The 24,968-nt window shown below is 72.9% G+C and carries 15 protein-coding genes and 1 pseudogene; 5 read left to right on the forward strand and 11 right to left on the reverse strand.

Annotation, left to right across the window (positions count from 1 at the left end):
* Nucleotides 1-13: 13 nt before the first annotated feature.
* The 4 genes from H0H10_RS26220 to H0H10_RS26235 all read right to left on the reverse strand — a co-directional run bounded on the left by H0H10_RS26220 (nucleotide 14) and on the right by H0H10_RS26235 (nucleotide 4,729).
* Nucleotides 14-1,066, reverse strand: coding sequence for a GlxA family transcriptional regulator (locus H0H10_RS26220; protein ID WP_309141896.1), 1,053 nt, complete (start codon nucleotides 1,064-1,066; stop codon nucleotides 14-16).
* Nucleotides 1,054-1,701: an HD domain-containing protein gene (locus H0H10_RS26225; RefSeq protein WP_188183585.1), complete on the reverse strand. Its 648-nt coding sequence runs from the start codon at nucleotides 1,699-1,701 to the stop codon at nucleotides 1,054-1,056. The genes H0H10_RS26220 and H0H10_RS26225 overlap by 13 nt, the downstream gene beginning before the upstream one ends.
* Nucleotides 1,702-1,828: 127 nt before the next feature.
* Nucleotides 1,829-3,763, reverse strand: a complete 1,935-nt coding sequence (locus H0H10_RS26230) for an RICIN domain-containing protein (protein ID WP_188183586.1) — start codon at nucleotides 3,761-3,763, stop codon at nucleotides 1,829-1,831.
* 192 nt (nucleotides 3,764-3,955) lie between these two features.
* On the reverse strand, nucleotides 3,956-4,729 hold the full coding sequence (locus tag H0H10_RS26235; RefSeq protein WP_188183587.1) for an IclR family transcriptional regulator: 774 nt from the start codon (nucleotides 4,727-4,729) through the stop codon (nucleotides 3,956-3,958).
* A gap of 139 nt (nucleotides 4,730-4,868) precedes the next feature.
* On the opposite strand from H0H10_RS26235, the gene hutH reads away from it, so the two are divergent.
* Both hutH and H0H10_RS40215 read left to right on the forward strand, forming a co-directional pair.
* Complete coding sequence (gene hutH / locus H0H10_RS26240) at nucleotides 4,869-6,404, forward strand: histidine ammonia-lyase (protein ID WP_188183588.1); 1,536 nt, start codon at nucleotides 4,869-4,871, stop codon at nucleotides 6,402-6,404.
* A 129-nt stretch (nucleotides 6,405-6,533) separates the two neighbouring features.
* A pseudogene (locus tag H0H10_RS40215) lies at nucleotides 6,534-6,683 on the forward strand (imidazolonepropionase); the annotation flags it as partial.
* A 131-nt stretch (nucleotides 6,684-6,814) separates the two neighbouring features.
* Here H0H10_RS40215 and hutG read toward each other — a convergent pair.
* On the reverse strand, nucleotides 6,815-7,804 hold the full coding sequence (hutG, locus tag H0H10_RS26245; RefSeq protein ID WP_309141897.1) for a formimidoylglutamase: 990 nt from the start codon (nucleotides 7,802-7,804) through the stop codon (nucleotides 6,815-6,817).
* Entirely contained in the window at nucleotides 7,801-9,486 is a 1,686-nt protein-coding gene (gene hutU / locus H0H10_RS26250; RefSeq protein ID WP_188183589.1) for a urocanate hydratase, read from the reverse strand. Before hutU ends, hutG begins: the two co-directional genes overlap by 4 nt.
* Nucleotides 9,487-9,669: 183 nt before the next feature.
* Between hutU and hutC the strand changes: the two genes are divergently transcribed.
* A complete protein-coding gene (hutC, locus tag H0H10_RS26255) occupies nucleotides 9,670-10,446 on the forward strand; it encodes a histidine utilization transcriptional repressor HutC (protein WP_188183590.1) in 777 nt (258 codons plus the stop codon).
* A 3-nt stretch (nucleotides 10,447-10,449) separates the two neighbouring features.
* Here hutC and H0H10_RS26260 read toward each other — a convergent pair whose 3' ends face one another.
* On the reverse strand, nucleotides 10,450-11,298 hold the full coding sequence (locus tag H0H10_RS26260) for an IclR family transcriptional regulator (RefSeq protein WP_188183591.1): 849 nt from the start codon (nucleotides 11,296-11,298) through the stop codon (nucleotides 10,450-10,452).
* A 118-nt stretch (nucleotides 11,299-11,416) separates the two neighbouring features.
* On the opposite strand from H0H10_RS26260, the gene H0H10_RS26265 reads away from it, so the two are divergent.
* Nucleotides 11,417-12,871, forward strand: coding sequence for an amino acid permease (locus H0H10_RS26265; RefSeq protein WP_188183592.1), 1,455 nt, complete (start codon nucleotides 11,417-11,419; stop codon nucleotides 12,869-12,871).
* Between the two features lie 45 nt (nucleotides 12,872-12,916).
* Here H0H10_RS26265 and H0H10_RS26270 read toward each other — a convergent pair whose 3' ends face one another.
* Nucleotides 12,917-14,053 carry an NAD(P)/FAD-dependent oxidoreductase gene (locus H0H10_RS26270; protein WP_188183593.1) on the reverse strand — a complete coding sequence of 379 codons (1,137 nt, stop codon included), beginning with the start codon at nucleotides 14,051-14,053 and terminating at the stop codon, nucleotides 12,917-12,919.
* Between H0H10_RS26270 and H0H10_RS26275 the strand changes: the two genes are divergently transcribed.
* Nucleotides 14,052-14,921: a hypothetical protein gene (locus tag H0H10_RS26275; RefSeq protein WP_188183594.1), complete on the forward strand. Its 870-nt coding sequence runs from the start codon at nucleotides 14,052-14,054 to the stop codon at nucleotides 14,919-14,921. The two genes, H0H10_RS26270 and H0H10_RS26275, sit on opposite strands and share 2 nt — an antisense overlap.
* 88 nt (nucleotides 14,922-15,009) lie before the next feature.
* On the opposite strand, the gene H0H10_RS26280 is transcribed toward H0H10_RS26275, so the two are convergent.
* The 3 genes from H0H10_RS26280 to H0H10_RS40605 are packed head-to-tail and all read right to left on the reverse strand — an operon-like array spanning nucleotide 15,010 to nucleotide 24,960.
* Nucleotides 15,010-16,119, reverse strand: coding sequence for a ferritin-like domain-containing protein (locus H0H10_RS26280; RefSeq protein WP_188183595.1), 1,110 nt, complete (start codon nucleotides 16,117-16,119; stop codon nucleotides 15,010-15,012).
* A gap of 22 nt (nucleotides 16,120-16,141) precedes the next feature.
* Nucleotides 16,142-17,515, reverse strand: a complete 1,374-nt coding sequence (locus H0H10_RS26285; protein WP_223180441.1) for a hypothetical protein — start codon at nucleotides 17,513-17,515, stop codon at nucleotides 16,142-16,144.
* Nucleotides 17,512-24,960, reverse strand: a complete 7,449-nt coding sequence (locus H0H10_RS40605; protein WP_262506311.1) for a type I polyketide synthase — start codon at nucleotides 24,958-24,960, stop codon at nucleotides 17,512-17,514. The genes H0H10_RS26285 and H0H10_RS40605 overlap by 4 nt, the downstream gene beginning before the upstream one ends.
* Between the last annotated feature and the right edge of the window lie 8 nt (nucleotides 24,961-24,968).

The following is a 24,968-nucleotide window of genomic DNA, read 5'->3' on the forward strand; positions in this document are numbered from 1 at the left end:
TTTCTTGAGCTCTTTACGTAAGATCGTCGCTGCGTCCGGCGCATCCGGCGTCGGCGGTCCGGGTGCCCCGCGGAAGGGAAGGGGCCGTGGTGCGGAAGCGGGCGCGGTAGACGGTCGGGGACACGCCGAGGGCGTGCTGGAACACGCGCCGCATGGTCTCGGACGAACCGAATCCGGCCTCGCGTGCGATCTCTTCCACCGAGGCGGTCCCGGAGGACAGCAGGGCCTGGGCCGACTCCACGCGGACGGCGTCGACGTACTGCCCGGGCGTCATGCCGGTCTCCTGGCGGAAGAGGCGGGCCAGGTGCCGGGCGCTGATGCCGAGCCCCGCGGCGAGACCTTCGGTACCGTGCGGGAACGAGGGATCGGCGGTGACCTTGTCCATCGCCCGGCGCACCAGCGGGTGCCGGGGCTCCTGCGGGGTCATGCGGACACTGAACTGGGACTGTCCTCCGGGGCGTGCCATGAAGACGACCAGTTGCCGGGCCGCCTCCCGTGCGACGTCGGCCCCGTGGTCCTCCTCCACCAGGGCGAGGGCCAGGTCGATGCCCGCGGTCACTCCGGCGGAGGTGACCACGTGGCCGTCACGGACGAACACCGGGTCCGGTTCCACGGCCACCCGGGAGTAGGCGGCCGCGAGTTGCGGCGCCAGCTCCCAGTGGGTGGTGGCGCGCCGGCCGTCCAGGACCCCGGCCTGCGCCAGGAGAAACGCGCCGGCGCAGACCGAGGTGACCCTGCGCGCGCGTGCGGCGAGACCGCCGACGAGGGCGATCAGTTCGTCGTCGGCGGTCGCGCGCCGCCAGTCCCTGCGGCCGGGCACGACCAGCGTGTCCACCGTCCGGGGCACCTCCTCGACGCGCGCGTCCGCCCCGATGCGCATCCCGCAGGAGGTGCGCACGTCGAGTCCCGTCGGGGAGACGACGCGCACCTCGTAGCGGGCGCCGTAACGGTTGGCCGTGGTGAGGACCTCCAGCGGCCCGCTCACGTCGAGGAGCTGCACCTGGTCGAAGGCCACGATCACGACCACCCGGGCGGCACCCGGCCGGGCGGCTGCTACTCCGCCCACGGGGAGTCCAGGATCGTGCGCACGAAGTCCCCTCGCCGGAAACCGGGCACGCAGTGCTGGAGCACGTCGGCCTTGACGTTGCCGAAGGTCGTCTCCGGCTTGTGGCGGACGCCGTCGGCGAATGCGGCGAGGATGCGCTTCTTGAAGCCGGGACGCGGGTGGAGGGACACGACGTCCTCGCGCTCGGAGGCCGGGATGTCCGCGTAGCCGATGCCCAGGACGTCGTACTCCACGCCTGCGGTCACCAAGGCGACCTCCGGCTCCATGAACTCGGGGATGCCGGGTGTGGTGTGGAGGGCGATGGCCGTCCACACCCGGCGGACGCTGTCCTCCGGCAGGCCGTGCGCCTGCAGGAAGCGACGCGCCTCGTCGGCACCGTCGACCTCGAAACGGCGTCCGCTCGTGTGGAACTTCTCGTTCAGCCCCAGGTCGTGGAACATCGCCCCGATGTACAGCAGCTCGGGGTCGAAGGAAAGGCCCCGGTTGCGGCCCTGGAGACTGCCGAAGAAGTACACCCTCCGTGAGTGGTGGTAGATCAGTTCGCTCGTGCTCTCCCGGACCAGTTCGGTCGCCTCACGCGCCGGCTTGGTGTCCGGCACACGCACCCCGGCCCTGATGTCCGCGTCGGTCGCCACGGTGCACTCACCTGTCTTTCCGTCTCGGTTCTGCCCCGTCCCGGGCAGAACCGAGTCTTGTGCCCCGGCGACCTCGCCGCCATGTCCGGCGTGCCAGGTATCCCACAGATACGGACATCGTCCTCGGTCAGGTGGTCATCAGGGTCCATTTCTGGTTGGCGGTGCCCGCGCAGGTCCAGATCTGTGTGCGGGTTCCGTCGGCCGAGGAGTTGTCCCGGACGTCCAGGCATTTGTCCGCGGCCGTGTTGACCACGTCGTGGGTGGCGGCGCTGTACGTCCAGCGTTGGGCCCCTGTGCCGTTGCAGGTGTAGAGCTGGACCGCGGCGCCGTCGGCCGTGGAGCCGCCGGAGACGTCCAGGCACTTGCCGAGGGCGCGGACGGTGCCGTCGGGGGCGAGGGTCCAGCGCTGGGCGGCGGTCCCGTTGCAGGTGTGGAGCTGGACGGCGGTGCCGTCGGCCGTGCCGGCCCCGGCGACGTCGAGGCACTTGCCGGCCAGGCCGGTGAGGGTTCCGGTGGTGCCGCCGCTGCCGCCTCCGTCGCCGGGCGTGCCCGACCAGGTGAAGGTCGCGGTGGTGCGGGCGGGCAGGGTGTAGACGAAGGACTGGTCTCCCCAGTCGACCCGCACCGAGCGGGCGGAGGTGCCGCCGTTGTGGGCGATCAGCGCCTTGGAGCCGTCGGTGTTGCGCCAGGCCACGTTGGGCACGCTGCCGGAGGCGGTGGAGGCGATGCGGTACGCGCCGGGCTTCACGAACTTCGTGAGGTGTCCGGTGGTGTAGTACTCGATCGTGTAGTCGACCTGTCCGGCCCGCGGGCCGCCCTCCTGCACGGTGATCAGCCCGGTGCAGGTGCCGCAGCCGCCGTTGTGCGGGCCCATGTCCTGGTTGAGCGCCAGGCTCCACTTGACCAGGCTGCTGCTCCAGTTGCGGGCGTAGTTGACGATGTCGGCCAGGTCCTCGTTGTGCTGGTTGGCGATCCAGGTGCCGCCGGAGTGCTCGGTGCTGAACTGCCGCACGTTCGGGTACTGGTCGTGGACCTGGGTGCCCACCGCCGGGTCGCCGGAGTAGCCGTGCCAGGCGATGCCGCCGAAGAGCGGGTCGTTGCGCACGCCGGCGTCCGCGAGGACGGGGGCGCCGAAGTTCGCGTAGTCGCCGTAGTTCCAGTCGTGGATCAGGATCTTGGTGGTGATGCCGGCGGCACGGAAGGCCGGGTACACGTGGTTCTTGGTGAACTCGATCAGGCCCGAGGGGTTCCAGCTCATGCCGGGGTAGTTCATGGCGGTCGGATTGCCCGCCTGGCAGCAGTTGGGTTCGTTCTGGACCGACAGGTAGTCCACCTGCACACCGGCGGCCTGGTAGCTCTGGATGTACTTGACCAGGTACTGGGCGTACAGGGGGTAGTACTCCCACTTCAGCCAGCCCATCTGGTCCATGCGGCCGTTGTCCTTCATCCAGCCGGGCGCGCTCCACGGGACGCCCTTCACCCGCAGCGCGGGGTTGAGCTGCTTCGCCTGGACGGTGAGCAGCCGGACGTCGGTGTCGTAGCCGTTGGCGCCGAAGTCGGCGAGGTCGCAGCAGGTGTCGTCGAGCGAGACGTGGCCCGGCCGGGACAGGTCGGAGGCGCCGATCGGGTTGCGTACGAAGGACAGCCCGATGCCGTCGGCCGGCGAGAACAGCCTGCGCATCACGGCGTCGCGGGTGGAGGCGCTGACCGCGCCGCCGCGCAGCAGGTGGGCGGTGGTGTCGGTGATGGACGCGCCACCGCCTTCGAACCGCTGGTAGGTGGTGCCCTCGTCGACGGTGACGGTCTGGTCGGCGCTGCCGCCGGCCGGGCCGAAGCCGACCGGGCTCTGCTGGGCGAGGCCACGGGTCACGTTGCGGCCGGCCGAGTCGGAGGTGGTGGTGAGCCAGACGTCGACGCGTTCTCCCGCGGCCGCGGCCCGCGATGTCACGCCGGGGGCCGCGGTGAGCGCGAGGGCGAGCAGGAGAACGACGGTCAGCGCGGCGAGGAACCGTAACGCGGGCGGTGCGCCGCGGAGCGGGTGGTGTCTGCGTGAAGAAGTCATGACCTGACCTGGCCTTGAGTGACGGGGGGGGGGGAGTGATCCGGGCAGGAAGGCGGGGCTGCGGGGACGCGGGCTTTGCGAATCAACGGGCTTAACTTAAGCCGTGATTGAATCGGGCTGTCGTGCTCTCGTCAATATGCTCGCCGGGGTTTCCGAGTCGCGATCGCCGTGACGCACCGCTCCGCGAGCCCGTCAGCGCCCCGCCGGGACGACGCCTCCCACCCGGCGGGTCAGCTCCCGTGCCGTCTGTGCCACGTGACCCGCGATCCGGTGGCGTTCCGCCTCGTCGGCCGGCTCGCCGGGGAAGGTGACGGAGACCCCGGCGATCGGGTGGGCGTGGTGGTCCAGCACGGGTGCGGCGACGGAGGAGAGGCCGGGGGTCACCTCGCCCTCCTCCGTCGCATATCCACGGCGCCGCACCTGGGCCAGCAGGCCACGCAGCGCCGTCAGCGACGCGGGACCGACGCCGTGCCGCTGCACGAAGGCCGACCGGTCCGGGAAGATCGCCCGCACCTGGGCGGGCGGCAGCAGCGCCAGCACCGCCCGGCCGCTGGCGGTCAGATGCGCCGGCAGCCGCACCCCCACCTCGCTGACGAGCGGCGGCCGGCCCGGGGCGCGCTCCTCGATGACGTAGATGACCTCCCGGCCGTGCAGCACGGCGAGGTTCGCGTTGTGCCCTGTACGGTCCACGAGTGCGGCCAGCGGCGCCCGCGCCAGCCGCTGGAACGGCGCCTGGCGCTCGTACCCGGAGGCCAGTTCGAAGGCGCTGACGCCGAGGCCGTATCGCCGCTCCTCCGGCAGATGGACGACGAAGCCGTCCGCGGCGAGGGTGTCGAGCAGGTGGTACGTCGTCGAGCGGGGCAGACCCACGTCACGGCTGATGGCGGCCGCGGGCACGGGCGCGGCCTGGCGCGCCAGATAGCGCAGCACGGCCAGCACCTGAGCGGCGGCCGGAACGATACTCATGGGGCGAGCGTAGACCAGTGGCCGCCCAAACCTGGTGTCTGGAATCCCAGACAGTTGACCACTGAATTGTCTGGGATACCAGACACTCCCACTCCGGACGCTCTCGCACACCCCCGTCGGCCTGCGGCTTCATAGGGACATGACCGTTGTTGTTGGTGTCGGCGCGCTCTCCGCCGACGAAGTCGTGTCCGTTGCCCGTCTGGGGACCCCGGTGGCCCTCGCCCCGGAGGCGCTGAAGGAGATCGCCCGCAGTCGCGAGGTCGTCCAGGCCCTCGCCGACGACGCCAGGCCCCACTACGGCGTCTCGACCGGTTTCGGCGCCCTGGCCACCCGTCACATCCCCACCGAACTGCGTGCCCGGCTCCAGCGCAGCCTGGTGCGTTCGCACGCCGCGGGCTCCGGTCCGGAGGTCGAGCGTGAGGTCGTGCGGGCGCTGATGCTGCTGCGCCTGTCCACCCTCGCCACGGGCCGTACGGGCGTACGGACACAGACCGCCGAGGCGTACGCCGCGCTGCTGAACGCCGGCATCACCCCGGTCGTCCACGAGTACGGCTCGCTCGGCTGCTCCGGCGACCTCGCGCCCCTCGCGCACTGCGCGCTGGCCGTCATGGGCGAGGGCGAGGTCCGCACCGCCGACGGGGTGCGCAAGCCCGCCGCCGAGGCGCTCGCCGAGGCGGGCATCACCCCGGTCGTCCTGGAGGAGAAGGAGGGCCTGGCCCTCATCAACGGCACCGACGGCATGCTCGGCATGCTCGTCCTCGCCGCCCACGACCTGCGCCTCCTGCTGCGTACGGCCGACATCGCCGCCGCGATGAGCGTGGAGGGCCAGCTCGGCACCGACGCCGTGTTCGCCGGCGACCTCCAGGCGCTGCGCCCGCACCCGGGCCAGGCGGACAGCGCCGGCAATCTGCGCTCCCTGCTCGCCGACTCGGCGATCGTCGCCAGTCACAAGGGGCCGGAGTGCACCCGTGTCCAGGACGCCTACTCGCTGCGCTGCACTCCGCAGGTCCACGGCACGGCCCGGGACACCCTCGCCCACGCCGAACTGGTGGCCTCCCGCGAGCTGGCCAGTGCCGTCGACAACCCCGTCGTCACCCTCGACGGCCGGGTGGAGAGCAACGGCAACTTCCACGGCGCGCCGGTCGCCGCCGTGCTCGACTTCCTGGCCATCTCGGCCGCCGACGTGGCCTCGATCTCCGAGCGCCGCACGGACCGGTTCCTCGACCCCGCCCGCAACCGCGGTCTCAACGCCTTCCTCGCCGACGACCCCGGCGTCGACTCCGGCCACATGATCGCGCAGTACACGCAGGCCGCGATCGTCTCGGAGCTCAAGCGGCTCGCCGTGCCGGCCTCCACCGACTCGATCCCCTCCAGCGCCATGCAGGAGGACCACGTCTCCATGGGCTGGTCCGCCGCCCGCAAGCTGCGCCGCGCCCTCGACGGACTCGGCCGCGTCCTCGCCGTGGAGCTCTGCACCGCCGCCCGCGCCCTCGACCTGCGGGCCCCGCTGGCCCCGGGACCGGCCACGGCGGCGGTACGCGACGGGCTGCGCGAGACGGTCGACGGCCCCGGCACCGATCGCTGGCTCGCCCCCGAGATCGAGGCGACCGTCCAGTACGTCGCCTCCGGCCGCGCCCTGGCCGCCGCGGAGTCGGTCACCGGCCCGCTGGTCTGACCGGGTCGTCGTCCCCCACACCCTGCCTCCCGATCCCGCACGGGCCCGGGAGGCGGGGTCGTCCCCTGCCGGACGCGTTCGGGCGCGGCCCTCGCCGTCGCGGCGGTCACCCGGACCCTTGGCACGGGCCGTCGTAGCGACGTCGGCCGCCTCTCCCCCGGCGCGCGGGCCGGCCTCGTCGTCCTGGAAGCGCCCTCCCATGTGCATCTGGCCTGCCGGCCGGGGGTGCCGCCGGTGTCGGCGGTGTGGCGAGCGGGCCGTTCGTGCCCCGGTGCGTGACGTGCCGTTCGCACCCCGGGCCGGCGTTCGTTCCCGTCGTGAAAGCCGCGGCCGCCAGGCCGCGGCTTTCGTCGCTTCGCACGGCCTGGCGACCTGTTCGGGGGCGGGCGGAATGCACGCCCGCGGGGGTGTCACATCCGGGCGGTCACCATGCGGTGGATCAGGCGGGCGCCGGCGCGGGCCGTGCGCTGGTCCACGTCGAACTCCGGGTTCAGCTCGGCGATGTCGCAGACCGCGAGCTTGCCGCTCGCCGCCACCCGGTGGCAGACGCGCTCGACGACGTCCATCGGCACCCCGTAGGCGGCGGGCGCGCTGACGCCCGGTGCGACCGCCGCCGGGAGCACGTCGAGGTCGATGCTCAGGTGTACGACGTCGCAGCTCGCGAGGAAGTCGACGACGAACCTCTCGGTGCGCGCCAGGTCCGGCAGGCCGCACTCGGTGTCCGGCAGATGGCGCACGCCGAGCGCGTCCGCGGTGTGGAACAGCCGCTGTGTGTTGCTCGGCTGGCTGATGCCCAGCACCCAGTAGTTGAACTCCCGGCCGTGCCGCTTCTCGTCCTGCGCGATCTGCAGGAAGGGCGTGCCGGAGCTGGGCCGGATGTCGTCGCGCAGATCGAAGTGCGCGTCGAGGTTCAGCACCCCGAGCCGCCCGCCCTCGCGCAGCGCACGCGTCTGTTCCAGCCCGCAGTAGCTGCCGTACGCGACCTCGTGGCCGCCGCCCAGCACCATCACCGGGTGGCCGCGGTCGACGAGCGCCGCGACCGCGCGTCCCAGGCGCCGCTGCCCCGCCTCCAGGGCGTCCTCGCCGTCCCCCGTGACCTCGATGTCGCCGGCGTCGAGCGCCCGCAGCGGCTTCGGCAGCGCCATCGACGCGAGGGCGCGGCGCAGGGCGTCCGGCCCGTTCGCGGCGCCCTGCCGGCCCTTGTTGCGGCGTACGCCCTCGTCGCTGCGGAAGCCGACGAAGGCGACGTCCCCCGGTGCCGCCCGCTCCGGATCGAGGTGAACGGCGTTGTGCCAGCGCAGGTTCTCGTCGCCGGGGCCGTCGTCCCGCCCGGTCCACGGCGTGGCCGGGACGTCCGTGCGGAGGTGCCGGGCCTCCTGGTGCGTCCGCACGGCACTCACGCCGCACCGCCCTCGGTCTCCGTCATCGGGATGCGCACGCCGCGCTCCTTCGCCACCGCGGCGGCGTGCTCGTAACCGGCGTCGACGTGCCGGATGACGCCCATGCCCGGGTCGTTGGTCAGGACGCGGGCGATCTTGCGGGCCGCGAGTTCGGTGCCGTCGGCGATGCAGACCTGGCCGGCGTGGATGGAGCGGCCCATGCCGACGCCGCCGCCGTGGTGGATGGAGACCCAGGAGGCTCCGGACGCGGTGTTCACCAGGGCGTTGAGCAGCGGCCAGTCGGCGATGGCGTCGGAGCCGTCGAGCATGGCCTCGGTCTCGCGGTAGGGCGAGGCCACGGAGCCGGAGTCGAGGTGGTCGCGGCCGATGGCGACGGGGGCGGACAGCTCGCCGGAGGCGACCATCTCGTTGAAGCGCAGGCCGGCGCGGTGCCGTTCGCCGTAGCCCAGCCAGCAGATGCGGGCGGGCAGGCCCTCGAACGCCACGCGCTCGCCGGCCATCTTCAGCCAGCGGTGCAGGTGCTCGTTGTCCGGGAAGAGCTCCATGATGGCCTTGTCGGTGGCCTCGATGTCCTTCGGGTCACCGGAGAGGGCGGCCCAGCGGAAGGGGCCGAGGCCCTCCTCGAACAGCGGCCGGATGTGGGCCGGCACGAAGCCGGGGAAGTCGAACGCCCGCTGGTAGCCGGCCTTGCGGGCCTCGTCGCGGATGGAGTTGCCGTAGTCGAAGACCTCGGCGCCGGCGTCGAGGAAGCCGACCATCGCCTCGACGTGCCTGGCCATGGAGGCGCGGGAGCGCTCGGTGAAGTCCGCGGGGTCCTTGCGGGCCTGCTCGTGCCACTCCTCGACGCTCACGCCGACGGGGAGGTAGGACAGCGGGTCGTGGGCGCTGGTCTGGTCGGTGACGATGTCGATGGGAGCGCCCCGCTCCAGCAGTTCGGGGAAGACCTCGGCGGCGTTCCCGACGAGACCGATGGACAGCGGCCTGCGGGCGTCGCGGGCCTCGACGGCGAGGCGGAGGGCGTGGTCGAGGTCGTCGGCGGCGACGTCGAGGTAGCGGTGGCCGATGCGGCGCTCGATCCGGGTCGGGTCGCAGTCGACGCAGATCGCCACGCCGTCGTTCATGGTGACGGCGAGCGGCTGGGCGCCGCCCATCCCGCCGAGGCCGGCGGTGAGGGTGATGGTGCCGGCCAGGCTGCCGCCGAACTTCTTGCGGGCGACGGCACCGAAGGTCTCGTACGTGCCCTGGAGGATGCCCTGGCTGCCGATGTAGATCCAGGAACCGGCCGTCATCTGGCCGTACATGGTCAGGCCCCGGGCCTCCAGCGACCGGAACTCCTCCCAGTTGGCCCAGTCGCCGACCAGGTTGGAGTTGGCCAGCAGCACGCGCGGCGCCCACTCGTTGGTGCGCATCACGCCGACGGGCTTGCCGGACTGCACCAGCAGCGTCTCGTCGTCCTTCAGCGTCTTCAGCGTGCGGACGATGGCGTCGTACGCCTCCCGGTTGCGGGCGGCCTTGCCGGTGCCGCCGTAGACGACGAGGTCCTCGGGGTGCTCGGCGACCTCGGGGTCGAGGTTGTTCATGAGCATCCGCAGGGCGCCTTCCTGCTGCCAGCCCAGGCAGTTCAGTCCGGTGCCGCGCGGGGCGCGGACGACGCCGGGTGCGTCGGGGGAAACGCTGGTCATGTGCACTCCTCACAGAGGGGTTTGAGCCGTTGCCCCGCCATGACACGGCAGCGGCACAGGCGGAACCAGCGGCGTCCGCGGGGTTTCTCGGATCCGAGACGCTTCCGCGCCCCTCGGCATCGGCCTCTTCGTGGGCGGGACGTCTCCCTTAGGATGCGAGGCGGGTACGGGGCGGCGGAGCGGATGACGAGGACGGTGGGCGGCTTGGTCGTGGATCCGGCGGAACTGGGCCGCTTGTACGAACAGCACTCGGCCGGCTCCACTCCCGCGTACCAGCGCGTCAAGGACCTCGTCACCGGGCAGATCGCGGAGGGCCACTGGCGCGAGGACGACGCCCTGCCGTCGGAGAGCCAGTTCGTCGAGGCGCTCGGCCTGTCCCGGATGACGGTCAACCGCGCCCTGCGCGAGCTGGCCGGCGAGGGCGTCATCCGGCGGGTCATGGGCGTGGGCAGCTTCGTCGCCCCGAGGAAGGCCAGCTCCGCGCTGCTGGAGGTGCACGACATCGCCGACGAGGTGCGCCACCGCGGCCACCGGTACGAGGCGCGGGTGCTGTCCGTGTGCGAGGAGCGGGCCGACGAGAAGACCGGCGCGCACCTCGGTCTCGGCGAGGGACGGCCGGTCTTCCACTCGCGGGTGGTGCACTACGAGGACGGGGTGGCGATCCAGCTCGAGGACCGGTACGTCAATCCGGCCTTCGCGCCCGGCTATCTGGAGCAGGACTTCACCCGGCAGACGCCGTTCGCGTTCCTCTCCAAGGTCGCGCCGCTGGGCCGCGGCGAGCACATCGTGGAGGCGGTGCCGGCGTCACCGGAGGAGTGCGCGATCCTCGGCATCGCGCCGTCCGAGCCGTGCCTGCTGATCCATCGCCGCACCTGGTCGCGGGACGCGCTCGTCAGCATCGCGCGGCTGCTGCACCCCGGCTCGCGCTACCGCCTGGAGGGCGCGTTCGCCACGCACTGACGCTCAGGCCGCGGCCGCCGCTCCCGTTCCGGTCGCCGGCGCGTGGCCCGAGACGGCCGCGGTGAGCCGTGCGGCGCTCTGCCGCAGGGCGTCCCGGACCTGTTCCGCGTCGTGCCGGCAGTGGTGGCGGCGCCAGGTGGTGCTGATCGCCGCGATGGGCCGCCCGTTGTGGTCGAACGCCGCCACGCCCATCGAGCAGAACCCCTGGGTGACGAGTTCGACCTCCTGCGACCAGCCGCGCTCGCGTTCCCGGTCCAGCTCGCCGATCAGCCCCGGCAGCGTCCGCGGTCCCCTGCCGGTGCGGGTGGTCAGGTCCCCGGGACGGGGGAAGAGCGCCCGGAGCTGCGCCTCGGAGGTGTGGGCGAGGATGGCGCGCCCGTTGGCGGTGAGGTGGGCGGGCAGGCGGACGCCGATGTCGGTGACGAGGGCGATGTCGATGTCGCCGGCCCGGCCCGCGGGCGGCCGTTCCTTGAGCAGGTAGACCGTCTCCGCGCCGTGCAGGATCCCCAGGTGCGCCGTCTGGCCGAGGCGGCCCGCGAGGGTGCGCAGGACGGGCCGGGCGAGACGTTCCAGGGGCTCGTGGCGCAGATAGGCGGAGCCCACCTCGAAGGAGGTGACGCCCAGTCCGTACGCCTGCTCCGCCGGCACGTGGGTGACGAAGCCGCGGTCGGCCAGGACGGTGAGGATGTGGTACGCCGACGATCGGGGGATGCCCAGGTCCCGGGCGAGTGTCGCGGCCTGCACCAGCCCGGGGCGCCCGGCGAGGTACACCAGGATGTCCAGCGCCCGGCCGACGGCCGGCGACGCGCTCGACGACGACAACGCACCGGGTGTCGGCTCGCGTTCACTCATCGGACCACCCCTTGACTCTCCTGTATAGACAGGAATATACAGGCTGCCGTCCGCCGCCGGGGGCTCGGACCTTCCTTCCGACGCACACCCGAAGAGGCCCGAAGAGGGAGACACTCGTTTGCGTACCGACACCGCCGGCCTGAGCAGGGGGCTCCGTTCCCGGCACATCCGCTTCATCGCCCTCGGCTCCGCGATCGGCACGGGGCTCTTCTACGGCTCCTCCGAGTCCATCAAGGCCGCCGGGCCCGGCGTGCTCCTGGCCTATCTGATCGGCGGAGCGGCCGTCTTCCTCGTCCTGCGCTCGCTCGGCGAGATGGCCGTGGCCTCGCCGAGCGCCGGCTCCTTCGGCGAGTACGCGACCAGGCATCTCGGGCCGCTCGCCGGGTTCACCACGGCCTGGACGTACGCGTTCGAGATGGTGATCGTCTGCGTCGCGGACGTCACCGCCGTCGGCGTCTACATGGGCTTCTGGTTCCCGGACGTGCCGCGCTGGATCTGGGTGCTGGCCGCCGTCCTCCTCGTCGGCGCGCTCAACCTGGTCAGCGTCAAGGTCTTCGGCGAGCTGGAGTTCTGGCTGTCCCTGGTGAAGATCGTCGCCATCGTCGCGATGATCCTCGTCGGCATCGCCGTGATCGCCTTCGGCCTCGGCAGCGGCGACGGCCACGCCGGCCTGTCCAACCTGTGGAGCAACGGCGGCTTCTTCGCGGGCGGCGCCGACGGCTTCGTCCTCTCCTTCGCCGTGGTCATGTTCGCCTTCGGCGGCACCGAGATCATCGGTGTCACGGCGGGTGAGGCCCAGTCCCCGGAGAAGACCATCCCGAGCGCGGTCAACTCCATCCCGCTGCGCATCATCCTCTTCTACGTCCTGACACTCGCCGTGATCATGTCGATCAGGCCCTGGCAGAACATCGACTCCTCGGGCAGCCCCTTCGTCGAGATCTTCGCCGGCGTCGGGCTCAAGTCCGCGGCCGCCGTGCTGAACCTCGTCGTCCTCACCGCCGCCCTGTCGGCGATCAACAGCGACATCTTCGCCGCGGGCCGCACGATGTTCGGCCTGGCGCAGCGGCGACAGGGCCCAGCGGTCATGCTGCGGCTCACCCGCAACGGCGTGCCGTGGGTGACCACCCTCGTCATGATCGGCGCCCTGCTGACCGGCGTGCTGATGAACGTCCTCATGCCCGGCAGGATCTTCCTGGTCATCTCCTCGATCGCGACGTTCGCCACCGTGTGGGTGTGGCTGATGATCCTGCTCACCCACGTGAAGGCCCGCAGGTCGATGTCCGCCGAGGAGGCGGCGTCCCTGAAGTTCCCCGCGCCCTTGTGGCCCTACGGCCAGATCGCGGCCATCGCCTTCATGGCCGGGGTCATGGTGTTGCTCGGCTTCCACGAGAACACACGGGTCGCCCTGGTCGTCGGCGCCGTGTGGCTGGCACTCCTCGCGGGCGTGCACGCCCTGTGGGTCGGGCCGCGGCGTACCGGCCCGCAGCCGGTGGCCGCAGCGGAAGAGAGGGCGGGCGAGACGCCGGACGCGGACCTGGCGAGTCTGGAGGGGCCGGCCGGCTCTTCGCGATGACGGCCACCGGCGAAACGTCTCCGCCTCGCACCGGCACGCCCCGGCTCAGGACAGGAATCGCCACCCGAGTGCCGGGAGGCTCATGCGGCCGTACCCGCGATCGCGGTCGGGAGTTCGGCGCGGGAGGGGCCCGGATCGCAGTAGTGCGGTGCCTTGCGGCCGAGTTCGGCGACGTTTTCCGCCAGGGCGGGATCGGTGAACGTCTCCTCGGCGGTGGCCAGCAGCGTGCCGGTGTCCGCGAAGGCGCGCAGCCAGTCCCGGATCCCGCAGCTTCGCGGTGTCCGGCGCCCTCTTGAAGTGCCAGTCGCGGTCCTCGGTCTCGTACGGGGCAGGGACGTCGCGTATCGCGGCGTCGATCTCGGCGAGCCGGTGCCGGTCCCACTCCGCCAGTCCCCGCTGCATCGGGGACAGCGAGGCCCGGGTGATCTCGTCGAACCGGAGGGCGAGCTTCTCCGGGTCGCCGGTGCCCTCCGTGCGCAGGAGATCGCGCAGGAGGGTGGCATGCAGGGCACTCATGGACATGCCCAGGCCGAAGAGGGGGTTCGTGGTCGCCCAGGCGTCACCGATGCTCAGCAGGCCGGTCGCCACCGGCAGACCGTCGATCACGAACTGCCGGTGCCTGGTCTCCATGCCGGACATGGCCATGATCCCGCTCATCGGCTCGCCCTCCTCGGCCAGGTGGGCGATGTCGGGGAAGAGCGCCACCGTCCGGTGCCAGGCGCCGGGTTCGCGCAGGGCCCGCAGTGCGCGGTCGCCGCCGGACACCCCCAGGGAGACCGCCCACGTTCCGGCGTCGCCCTCGATGGCGACGGTCGACACGGTGTCGTAGTGGGCCACCCGCCACACCGGCCAGTTCGGCAGCCTGCCGTCGGCGGACCGGAAGTACCGGGTGCAGGCGAGGAATCCGGCCTCGGTCCGCTCCTCCACCGGCCCGGGGGCGCCGAGATCCCGGAGCATCCGGCCCACGGGCGAGTTCCGGCCGCCGGCGTCGACGACCAGGTCGGCGTGCACGACGTCACCGCCCCGGGTGAGCACTCCGGCGACATGCGGCCGTCCCGGCACGCGCTCCCGGCCCGTCAGCAGAGCGGAGACGGCCGTGCAGCGGCGGACGGTCAGCCCCGGGACGCGGGCGGCCACGGCGGTGAGCGCGGCCTCGACGACGGGGCGGCGTGCGGCCATCATGGCGAACTACCGGCGGACCGACACGAGGGAGACCGTCGCCTTCATGACCTGGCTGCGGCTGACCGGGCGGGGCGAGGAGGCCGACGCCGACCCGGTCGTGTCGGCGGCCTGGGACCACGTCGAGAGCAACGCCCCGCTGCGCCCGGGCGAGCATCTCCTGCTCTGCCGCTTCATGGTGGACCCGGAGACGTACGGCGGGATCTCCCACGTCGGCCACCTCATGCAGCTGCGCATCTGTGTCGACTGGATCCGGTCCCAGGGGCTGGGCTGGTCCTTCATCCTCAGCCCCGACGCCACGCTGTGGTCGCCTCTGATGTCCCACCTGGGGCACCGTCCGGTCTTCGACACACCGTGGGACCGAGAGCGCACCTTCACGATGTTCGCCTGCGACTGGCGGGTCACCCCGCTGGAGATCTGGTTCGACCGCACCCAGCCGGGAGCCCTCTCCGACAGGCCCGTGACCCCGGCCGCCGACGGGCCGGCCGGGGAGACCCTGACCCGAACCGGCTTCGACCGGGCGGTCCGGGACGCCCTGCGTGCCCTGCACCACCCCGACGACCTGCGCGCCAACCCGCTGCTGTCCTGCCGTACGGTCGCCGTCGAGGCCGAGTACGGAAGCACCGATCCGGTGGACTCACCGAGGCGCCTGCTCACCGAGACGGTCGCCGCGCTCCTCGACGAACCCCGTGGCGCCAAAGCGCACAGGGCCGTGGTGACGGCCTTCCTGGAACGGCCACGCACCCAGGAGGCGTCCGCACAGCGGCTGGGCCTCCCCTACAGCACCTATCCGCGGCACCTGGCGCACGGCGTGGAACGGGTGTGCGAGCTGCTGTGGCGCAGGGAGAGGAGCGAGGCGTCATCCGGGTGACCGTGCCGGCCGGGGACGGGCCGTTCCCGGGCACCGGGGACGGCCCCTCCCTGTGGCGGCCGCGTGCACTGCGCGGATTCGCCGGCGTTCACCGGCTCGTGTCCTCCCCCAGGGCGATCATCTCGGTGATCTCCGCGGCACGTGCTGTCTCCTCGGCGGCGAACCGTTCCGCGTCCAGCGCCTCGGCGATCTCGTCGTCCTGGCGCATCAGCCGGTCCAGGTCGCTCCCCCGTACGTCCCCGTCACACAGCTCGGCGAACGCCTCCCGGACCTCGGGGCTCCACAGCCCGATGTCCCTGAGGCAGGGCGCGATCCGGGAGAACAACGCCCGGCGGAAGACCCGGAGATGGCCGCTCTCCTCCGCGATGCGGACCGCCGCGGCACGGGGTACGCCGAAGTTCTCCAGCACTTCGGTGCCGCGCAGCCGGTTGCGCATCAGATGGCAGCCCTCGATGACGAACTCCTCGCGCTCGGCCAGTTCGTTCGCGGTCAGGCCGCGGTAATGGTCGCGCAGGGCGATGCGGCCGAACGCGACGTGGCGGGCCTCGTCCTGCATGACGTAGGCGAGCAGACGCCGGGGCAGCGGCCGGCGGGTGGTGTCTCTCAGCAGCCCGAACGCCGCCAGCGCCAGCCCTTCGACGAGGACCTGCATGCCCAGGTACGGCATGTCCCAGCGGGAGTCGCGCAGCGTGTCGTCCAGCAGTGTGCGCAGACTGCCGTTGATCGGGTAGCTCGAGCCGATCTTCTCCCGCAGGAAGCGGGAGAAGATCTCCACGTGGCGGGCCTCGTCCATGGTCTGGGTCGCCGCGAAGAACTTGGCGTCGAGGTCGGGCGCGCATTCCACGATGCGGGCCGAGCAGATCATGGCACCCTGCTCACCGTGCAGGAACTGACTGAACTGCCAGGCGGCGAAGTGCCGCCGCAGTTCGCTTCGCCGCTCGGGCCCCAGGCGTTCCCAGTACGGTGTGCCGTGCAGCGGGAGCGCCTCGTCGGGGGTGCCGAGGGGGTCGGCGGGGTCCACGTCGAGGTGCCAGTCGATCCGGCGTACGGCGTCCCACTGCCGGTCCTTGCCGCGCTGGTAGAGCGTGAGCAGTCGTTCACGGCCGTCGCCGTACTCCCAGGAGAAGGTGCTCGCCGCGCCGGCGGGCACGCTCCAGTGCCCGGACGAGGAGGAGGGGGGCGGGGCGGGGGATGTCATGAGCGCTGTCCTCCCTGCGGCACTACAGCGGCTGGTCGACGTGATCGGGGGTGTAGCGGACGGCATGGGCGTAGGCGTCCAGCAGTCCCTGCAGCGGGCGTTCGGGGAGGCCGGGCTTCCACAGTTCCACCGCCATCTCGCCGTGGTAGAGCATCGGCCAGCGGACGTACAGCCGGGGATCCGCGGCGTCGTTGACGGCGTGCGACCGGGCGACGGTGTCGGCCGCCACGTCGGCCATCAGGTCGGTTCCGCAGCCGAAGCCGTACGGGTACAGCTCCCGGTTGGCCGGTACCGACTCGATCACCGCGGCGTCGGCCCAGCCGACTCCCACGTGGGCGTGCACCCCGCCGCGGATGAGCGGGGCCGTGCGTTCACCGTCGGGGTCCACGACCCAGTGCCCGCTCGCCGACCGCCCCAGACGGACCGTGGGCACGGCGGCGAGCAGGGCGCACACCTCCCATGCCTCCACCGACGGTCCCTTCGGGTCGACGCCCTCCGGGGCGAGGACCCGCAGGCGGTCGCCGCGGCTGCGGGGGTGGAGCACGGTGACCTCGTCCTCGCGCAGGTCGCGCTTGTCGACGTCCCAGCTGCCGGAGGCGGTGACCACGACGGCGTCGAGGCCGGGGTCGTAGAGGAACAGCATGCCCTCGCTGAGGCGTTTCCAGCCGAGGTACTCGCGGTACAGCGAGGCGAGGCCGTCCGAGACGTAGCGGTCGACGCGGACCGGTTCGGGAAGCAGCCCGAGCCGGCCCATCCGCCGCCCGGCCGACGCCAGGTGCCGCGGTGCCTCGCAGGCCGCCCAGACGGTGGCGGGCAGGGCGTCGCGGACCACTTCGTAGCGGTCCCCGACGTCTTGGGCGCAGGCGGCGGTGACCAGCCGGTCGCGGATCCGGTCGGCCAGTCGCCCGGTCTCGGTGGGATGGCCTCCTTCCAGGGTGAACAAGGTGGCTTCCCGCCCTTCGCGGTCGACCAGGACCACGCGGGGGGCCGCGGTCCGCGCCATGACGGTCCGCCCGATCTCGACCGCCTCGGTGTGCCGCAGGCCGGCGAGGCTCTCGGGGACCTGGGCGATCACCACCGTCTGGCGCGAGCCCACGCGCAGTCCGAGTTCGGCGCACGTCCGGGCGCTCAGCGGAGGGCTCTGCTCGGGAACCCGGTCGGGCAGGGGCTGCGGTCCGGTGGGGATGTGCGTGACGATCAGCAGCAGGTCGACGTCGCCGTGCGACTCCTCCACGACGGCGTGTCCCTGTTCCTCGAAGGCGGCGGTGAGCTGGCGGACGAAGACGCCCAGCGCGGTGTCGTCCGGGTGCGGCCGCCCGGCGACCTGCACCACCAGTGGCCGCCACCACGGCAGTTCGTCGAGTTTCACCGCCGGGCGGTCCGGGAGGCCGGTCATCGGCCGCCTCCGGCGACCAGCGGCAGGACGCGGCGTGCCAGGTCGTCGAGGCAGCTCGCCGCGATCAGTTCCAGCGCGGGGATGTTGCATCCCAGGGCGCGGTCCACGGCGACGGACAGTTCGACGACCATGAGCGAGTCCAGTCCCAGCTGGTCCAGCCTGCAGGTGCGGTCGACGCGCTCGGGGGTGGTCTGCACGACCTCGGCCACGAGCGCCGCCAGCTCCGCGGCGACCGCTTCCACCGCCTCGTCGTCGCGGAGCCCGGCGAGCCTGGAGCGCAGCGCCTCGGCGCGGCTGACCCCGGCGCGGCCGGCGGCTCGGCGGCACGCGGCGAAGGCCGGCCGGTTCAACCCGGCGAGCAACTGCCCCATCCTCTCCCAGTCCACCCTGCCGAACACCCCGACGTGGGGCCCGTGTCCGAGTTGTCTTTCGAACGCCTGCCAGACCTCCGCCGGCGAGACCGAGCCGAACCCCATGCGGTGCAGCGTCTGTTCGAAGCCGGTACGGACGACGAAGCCGGTCTCGGCGACGCCGCCCAGAACCTGCGCGGATCCCGGCAGGCCGTGGGCGCGTCGCCGCCGGACCAGGGCTTCCAGGTAGGCGTTGGCGGCGACGTAGGCGCTCTGGAGCTTGTTGCCGCCGAGGGTGGCCACCGACGAGCACATGTGGAAGAAGTCCAGTTCGCGGTCCATGGTGAGCTCGGACAGTACGGCGGCCCCGCGCACCTTGGGGTGCAGGACGGCGTCGAAGCGTTCGGCCGTCAGCTCGGCGAGCAGGGCGTCGTCGAGGACCATCGCCGCGTGCAGGACGCCCCGCACCGGATGCCCGGCGTCGTCCGCGTCGGCGATCACCTGCCGCATCGTCTCGCGGTCCGCCACGTCCGCGGCGAGCGCCGTCACCCGCGCCCCGGCCGCCGCCAGCCGCTTCAGCAGCGCCGGAGCCTCGGGAGAGTCCGCGCCGCGCCGGCCGGCCAGGATCAGGTGCCGGGCTCCCCGTCGCACCAGATGCTCCGCCAGCGCCGCACCGAGTCCGCTCAGACCTCCGGTGACCAGGTAGCTGCCGGTGGCGTCCGGGTCCGCCGGTGGCACCGGTTGTTCCACCGGGACCGGCTCGCCCAGTTCGACGACGATCTTGCCCAGGTGTCTGGAGTGACGCAGGGAGCGGAACGCCTCGGGTACCGCGTCGGCGGAGTGGACCTGGTGCGGCAGCGGGCGGTAGCGGCCGTCGGTGACCCGGCGGCAGAGTTCGGTGAACTCCTCGGCCGCGACGTCGGGCAGCTGCACGGGGAGGGTCGCCACGTCGACGCCGAAGTAGGCGATGTTGCGCCGGAAGGGACCCAGGAGCACCGGCGCGTTGGCGTAGAGGTCGCGCTTGCCGAGTTCGACGAACCGGCCGCCGGGGCTCAGGCACTCCAGGCCGCGTGCGATGGCCTCACCCGCCAGCGAGTTCAGCACCACGTCGACGCCGCGGCCGTCGGTCAGCTCGCGGACGTCCTCGGCGAAGCGCAGGTCCCGCGAGTTCAGGACGTGCCGCACACCGAGCATCCGCAGCAGGTCGCGCTTGGCCGGCGTACCCGCGGTGGCGATGACCTCGGCGCCCACGGACCACGCGTACTGCAGGGCGGCCAGACCCACTCCCCCGGCCGCTCCGTGGACCAGCACCCGCTCTCCGGCGCGCAGGCGGGCCAGACGCCCCAGCCCGTACTGGACGGTGAGGAAGACCGCGGGCAGCGTGGCCGCCTCGGCGAAGGACATCCGCTGCGGGACCCGGCCCAACTGCTCGGCCCGGACGACGACGTGCGAGGCGAACCAGCCGGCTCCGCTGCCGAAGACGCGGTCCCCGGGGGCGAGGCCGGTCACCCCCGCTCCGACGGCGACCACTTCACCGGCGCCCTCCAGCCCCAGGGCAGGGCCCTGGAGACCGGGTACCGGCTGGTCGTCCGGGATCAGCCCGGTGGCGAGCATCACGTCACGGTAGTTCAGGGCGGCGGCCCGTACCGCGACCAGCACCTCGCCGGCCGAGGGAACGGGGACGTCCTGCGGTTCCCAGACCAGACGGTGGGCCATGCCGGGGTCGCGCAGGCTCAGCCGGTATCCGTCGGTCTGCCGGCGTACCGGTGGCGCGGCCGTGGTGAACCGGGGGACGAAGCGGCCGGCCCCGGTCAGAATGATCTCCCGTTCGGTCCCGGGGTCGTTCAGCTCGGCGAGCAGCCGCGCCGAGTCCCGGCCGGTGTCTTCCGAACGCTCCAGCGAGATCATCCTCACCTCCATCGCGGGGTACTCGCTGGCCACGGTGCGGCCGAGCGCCCAGAGGGCGGCGGCCTCGGGTGCCTCGGGGCGCTCCGGGGGCGGGAAGAGACCGGTCGGGGGCAGGACCAGCCACAGCGAGGCTTCCCGGCAGGTGCCGAGGGCGGCCACCACGTCCCGGATGCGGCAGGCGGCACGGGTGATGACGGCGGCCGGATCGGACGCCGGGGCGGGGGAGCCGGCCGGGGCGGGGGAGCCGGCCGGGCCGGCGGAATTCAGCAGGAGGGCCATGCGCACGGAGGAGTCCGGTTCGGACGGCACCGTCGCGGCCCAGTCCGGCCCGTCGAGCGGCAGGGACCGGGTGCCGAGCGCCTCGGCGAGCCGGCCCGAGAGCGCGTCAGGGGTGGCTGCCGCCACCAGCCACCGGCCGGACGGCTGCGGCACCGCGGCGGGCGGCTGGGGCATCGTGTCGGGCGGCTGCGGCGCCGCGGCGGACGGCCGGCAGGTGGATGCGGGTGCGGTCGCGCGCTGGGCGAGGATCACCGAGTCGCTCGCGCGCTCCACGTCCGGTGCCTCCCCGGTGCAGGCCACGGCGTCGAATCCGTGCGCGCCGAGCAGTGCCTTCCACTGCTCACGGGCCAGGAGGGGGGAGTCCTGCCGCAGGTCGGTGTCCGTGTAGTCCCAGTAGTCGTCCAGCACGCCGAAGAACGTGGACACCCAGTCGCTGTCGTGGCTCTCCAGCGCGAGCAGCATGCCCCTGTCGGCGAGCAGCACGGCGAGCCGGTCGACGGCGGCGGCCAGGTCCTTGGCGGTGTGCAGCGCGTTGGCGGCGATCACCACGTCGAACTGCTGAGCGTGCAGGCCCTGGTCGGCGGGGTCGCGGTCGAGATCGAAGGTGGCGTACTCGACGAAGTCGTACGCGGAGAACCGGGCTTTCGCCTTCGCCAGGAAGCCGGCCGAGCGGTCGGTGAACAGGTAGCGGGTGCGCTCGGGGGGCAGCGCGGGCAGCAGCGCGCCGGTCATGCCACCGGTCCCGGCGCCCACTTCCAGGATGCGCAGCGGCCGGTCGGCGGGCCAGTCCTCGACCATCGCCCCCAGCAGCGTCCCGGCGTAGGCGTTGTGCAGGCGCAGGTGGGGCGCGCTGCCGTAGAGCTGGGTGAGGAAGTGCTGGTCGGCCTCGCCGAAGAGGACCTCGCGGGGATCGTCCTCTCCCCGCAGCAGGCGGGCGAGCCGCAGCCCGCACCGCAGACCCGGCAGGGTCAGGGTCAGTGCGTCGGGCAGGTCGGCGAGCAGGGGGCGGATGAGCTCCAGCGGGCCTGTGGCGGCCTTCCTCCCGGTCAGCCGCCAGCGCTCACGGGCGGTCTGCTCGGCGATGCCGAACGCGCACATCGTCCTGGCCAGCCGGCGGAGGTAGGGCCGGTACTTCGGCAGCGCACCGGCTGCGCACAGGTCGTCGAGCCCGAACTCGGTCCTGCCGGGGAGGAGTGTCTCGACGGCGCGCCGGGCGAACAGCGCCGCGATTTCCCCGGTCCGGGCCGTCACCTGCTCGTAGTGGTCGTCGATGCGGTCGCGCAGGCGCGCCCGGGCGGGGGCCGTCCGGGTCATCAGCTCGGCGGGAGCGGGCAGCCGCACCGGCGCGGCGGCGCCTCGTGGCGCTGCCCGGAGCACCAGTTCCTGCAACGCGGCGGGGGTGCCCCCGTGCTGGTCGAACCGACGCAGCCGGCAGCCCTCCAGCTCCATGCAGACGCGGCCGTCCCGGTCCGTCAGCGACACGTCCCAGACGGCTTCCCGCCCGGTCGCCCTGATGAGCCGCAGGTGCAGATGGCCCTCGGGTGCCGGCGGGTGCCACAGGCGTACGGCCGTCAGCTGGGCGGGCAGGAAGAGCGCGTTCCCCGTCAGCTCGGCCAGGAGCGGGGCCCCGGCCTGGAGGGCACCGTCGGTCACCACCGGGTGGGCGAGGTAGTCGTCCGCGTTCTGGTCGGTGCGGTAGGAGGCGAGGAGTTCCCCCTCGCCGAGCCGGAACTCGGTGAGGACCTGGAACGCCGGACCGTGCGTGATGCCGCTGTCGGCCAGGCCCTGGTAGTGCGCGTCGGCGGGCAGGGGGTCGGGGCGGAGCCGGCCGCGCAGCGCGGCCAGGTCGAGGGGGGCGGGTTCGGGGCGCAGGAGGCGGCGCACCCGTCCCTGCGCGTGGTGCTGCCAGGGCGAGTCCGGTCCGGTGCGGCCGGCGATGGTCACGGTCCCGGTCCGTGGTTCCAGGCCGGTCTGGAGCAGCAGGTCGTCGGTGCTGTCCTCGCCGGGCAGGACGCAGGCACTGGTGAGGGAGAGGTCGGTGACTTCCAGCGCGGTCGTGTCGAGGAGCTGACGACCGGCGGCGAGAGCGACTTCGAGGTGTCCGGTGGCCGGCAGCACGCTGGTCCGGCCGACCCGGTGCTCGGACAGCCACGGGCTGCGCACCGTGCTCAGTACGCCGTGCCAGGCGGGTCCGGCCGTGACGGCACGCTGGCCGAGCAGCGGGTGCAGGGCCACACCGTCGCTGGCGATGCCGGACCACCAGCTGGGCTCGGCCTCCCAGTACCGCTCCCGCTGCCACGGGTAGGCGGGCAGTTCCACCGGCGGTGCCGGCCGGGGGAAGTGCACGCCGGTGTCGACCGCCGCTCCGGCGGCCAGCAGATGGGCGACGGTGCCCCTGAGAGCGGCCGGGCCGTCGGCTCGCCGGGAGCCGGTTCTCACCACCGCGACGGGCGAGGAGCCGCCTTGGGCCAGGCGGCGCAGGTAGGGGCCGAGAACGGAGTGCGGACCGATCTCGACGAAGACGTCGAAGCCCTCGGCGGCCAGCGCCTCGACGGCCGGGGCGAACCTCACCGGCTCGCGAACGTTCCGCCACCAGTACTCGGCATCCAGCGGCCCGGCGTCCAGGAGCCGGCCGGTCACCGTGGAGGCGAACGGCAGCGCGGGTTCCGTGGACGGGAGGCCGGCCAGGCCGGTGAGCAGGGCCTCCCTGATCGGGTCCATGGCGGCGCTGTGGAAGGCGTAGTCGAGATCGAGTTCTCGTGCGAACACCCCGCGCTCCTGCAGTCGTTCGCTGAGTAACGCCACGTCGGTGACCGGCCCGGCGACCGTGGTGTCGGTCCCGCTGTTGACACCGGCCAGTTCGAGCCGGCCGTCGTACGGGGCGAGTTCGGCCGTCAGCTCCTCCTCGGCCAGTCCGACGGCCGCCATGCGCCCCGTGCCGGCCGTGGCCTCCTGGGCCCGGCTCCGCGCGGCGACCACACGGGCGGCGTCCGCCAGGTCGAGCGCTCCGGCCACGCAGGCCGCGGCGATCTCCCCGACGCTGTGACCGACGACGGCCTGCGGCCGCACACCGTGCGTGCGCAGTACCTCGACGACACCGAGCTGGTAGGCGAACAGCAACGGCTGGGCCACTTCGGTGGACTTCAGCCGCTCCGCGTCACCCGCCGCCAGCGCGTCGACGACCGACCATCCGAGCAGCTCGTCGAGTACGTCCGCGACGTTCTCCACGGCCCGCCGGAAGGCCGGCTCGGTGCGCAGCAACTCGGCACCCATGCCGGGCCACTGCGACCCGTTCCCCGAGAAGGCGAACGCGACACGGCCGTGCGCCACCGCCCTGGCCGTGGCCGAACCCGGCGCCGGGCGTTCACCACGGGCCGCGGCCGTCAGGGCGGACGCCGCCTCCTGCGCGGTCTCGGCCAGAACCACGGTGCGGTGGTCGTGCCGGGCCCGACGGCGTGCCGTGGTGTGGGCGATGTCGTAGAAGGTGCTCGCGTCGGCCTCCTCGAGTCGCTCGGCCAGCCGGCCGCACGCCTCGGTGAGGGCGACCTGGCCCCGGGCGGTGACCATGACGGGCAGCGGGCCGTCCGCTGCGGCCCCCCTCGGGCCGGGACCGGAGGGGGCGGGGCCCAGCAGCACATGGGCGTTGGCGCCGCCGAAGCCGAAGGAGTTGACACCGACCACGGCGTCGGGGGACACCTCGACACGGTGCGGCCGGACGGTGGGGCTGAGGTTGAGGTCCTGGAAGCCGATGCGCGGGTTCAGCGGTTCGGCGTGCAGGGTGGGCGGCACCAGGCCGTGCCGCAGGACCAGGATGGCCTTCAGCAGGCCGGGCACCCCGGAGGCCGGTTCCAGGTGGCCCAGATTGGTCTTCACCGAGCCGATGGGCAGGGGGCCGACGGTGCGCCGGGACCCGAGTGCGCGGCCGAGGGCCTCGCACTCGATGGGGTCCCCGATCGCGGTGCCGGTCCCGTGGGCCTCCATGTAGACGAGGCGGTCCGGATGCACCGACGCGGCGGCGTAGGTGGTCGTCAGCAGGCTCTGCTGTGCCTGCCCGTTCGGCAGGGCGAGGCCCGGGGTGCGGCCGTCGTTGTTGGCGCCGCTGCCGAGGATGACCGCGTGGACGCGGTCGCCGTCGGCCAGGGCGTCGGGCAGCCGTTTGAGCAGCAGCAGACCGCCGCCCTCGGAGCGGACGTAGCCGTCCGCGTCCGCCGAGAAGGCCCGGCACCGGCCCGTGGGCGACAGCATCGACGCGGAGGAGAACCCGGCGAACACCCGGGGGTCCAGCAGGATGTTGATACCGCCCGCGAGGGCCAGCCGGGTACGGCCGGCGCACAGGTGCTCGTACGCCCGGTGGACCGCGGTCAGGGCCGAGGAGCAGGCGGTGTCGAGCGCGAAGCTCTCCCCGTGCCAGTCCAGCAGGTGCGAGATGCGGTTGGCGGTGTTGGCCAGGGCGATGCCCGTCATCGAGTGGACGTCGCCCATGGCGGGCCTGGCCTGCGCGAGGCGGCTGAAGTCATGGCTGGAGCAGCCGACGAAGACGGCGCCGTCGGACCCCGCGCAGGTCGCCGGGTCCACACCCGCGTCGTCCAGCGCCTCGACCGCCAGTTCCAGCAGGAGCCTCTGCTGCGGATCCATGTGCTGCGCCTCCCGTGGGGAGATGCCGCGGAAGTACTCGCAGTCGAAGCCCTGGACGTCGGGCAGGAAGCCGCCGGCCACGGTGTAGGACCGTCCGGGCCGGCGCCGGCCGCCGTCCAGGAAGTCCGCCGCGTCGAACCGGTCCGGTGGGACCTCTCCGATCAGGTCGTCTCCTTTGATCAGAGCGGTCCAGAGTCCGTCCAGGTCACTGATGCCACCCGGCAGTCGGCAAGCGGTGCCGATCACGGCGACGGCTTGAGCCAGCTCGGCCATGGAACTCC

The organism is Streptomyces griseicoloratus (assembly GCF_014534645.1).
Classification (GTDB): domain Bacteria; phylum Actinomycetota; class Actinomycetes; order Streptomycetales; family Streptomycetaceae; genus Streptomyces; species Streptomyces griseicoloratus.

Coding starts and splice junctions, on each gene's coding strand:
- hutC (WP_188183590.1), top strand. CDS start 9,670: ATGACGAGGACGGTGGGCGGCTTGGTCGTGGATCCGGCGGAACTGGGC.
- H0H10_RS26270 (WP_188183593.1), bottom strand. CDS start 14,053: ATGATGGCCGCACGCCGCCCCGTCGTCGAGGCCGCGCTCACCGCCGTG.
- H0H10_RS40605 (WP_262506311.1), bottom strand. CDS start 24,960: ATGGCCGAGCTGGCTCAAGCCGTCGCCGTGATCGGCACCGCTTGCCGA.
- H0H10_RS26285 (WP_223180441.1), bottom strand. CDS start 17,515: ATGACCGGCCTCCCGGACCGCCCGGCGGTGAAACTCGACGAACTGCCG.
- hutH (WP_188183588.1), top strand. CDS start 4,869: ATGACCGTTGTTGTTGGTGTCGGCGCGCTCTCCGCCGACGAAGTCGTG.
- H0H10_RS26230 (WP_188183586.1), bottom strand. CDS start 3,763: ATGACTTCTTCACGCAGACACCACCCGCTCCGCGGCGCACCGCCCGCG.
- H0H10_RS26260 (WP_188183591.1), bottom strand. CDS start 11,298: ATGAGTGAACGCGAGCCGACACCCGGTGCGTTGTCGTCGTCGAGCGCG.
- H0H10_RS26235 (WP_188183587.1), bottom strand. CDS start 4,729: ATGAGTATCGTTCCGGCCGCCGCTCAGGTGCTGGCCGTGCTGCGCTAT.
- H0H10_RS26275 (WP_188183594.1), top strand. CDS start 14,052: ATGGCGAACTACCGGCGGACCGACACGAGGGAGACCGTCGCCTTCATG.
- H0H10_RS26280 (WP_188183595.1), bottom strand. CDS start 16,119: ATGACATCCCCCGCCCCGCCCCCCTCCTCCTCGTCCGGGCACTGGAGC.
- hutU (WP_188183589.1), bottom strand. CDS start 9,486: ATGACCAGCGTTTCCCCCGACGCACCCGGCGTCGTCCGCGCCCCGCGC.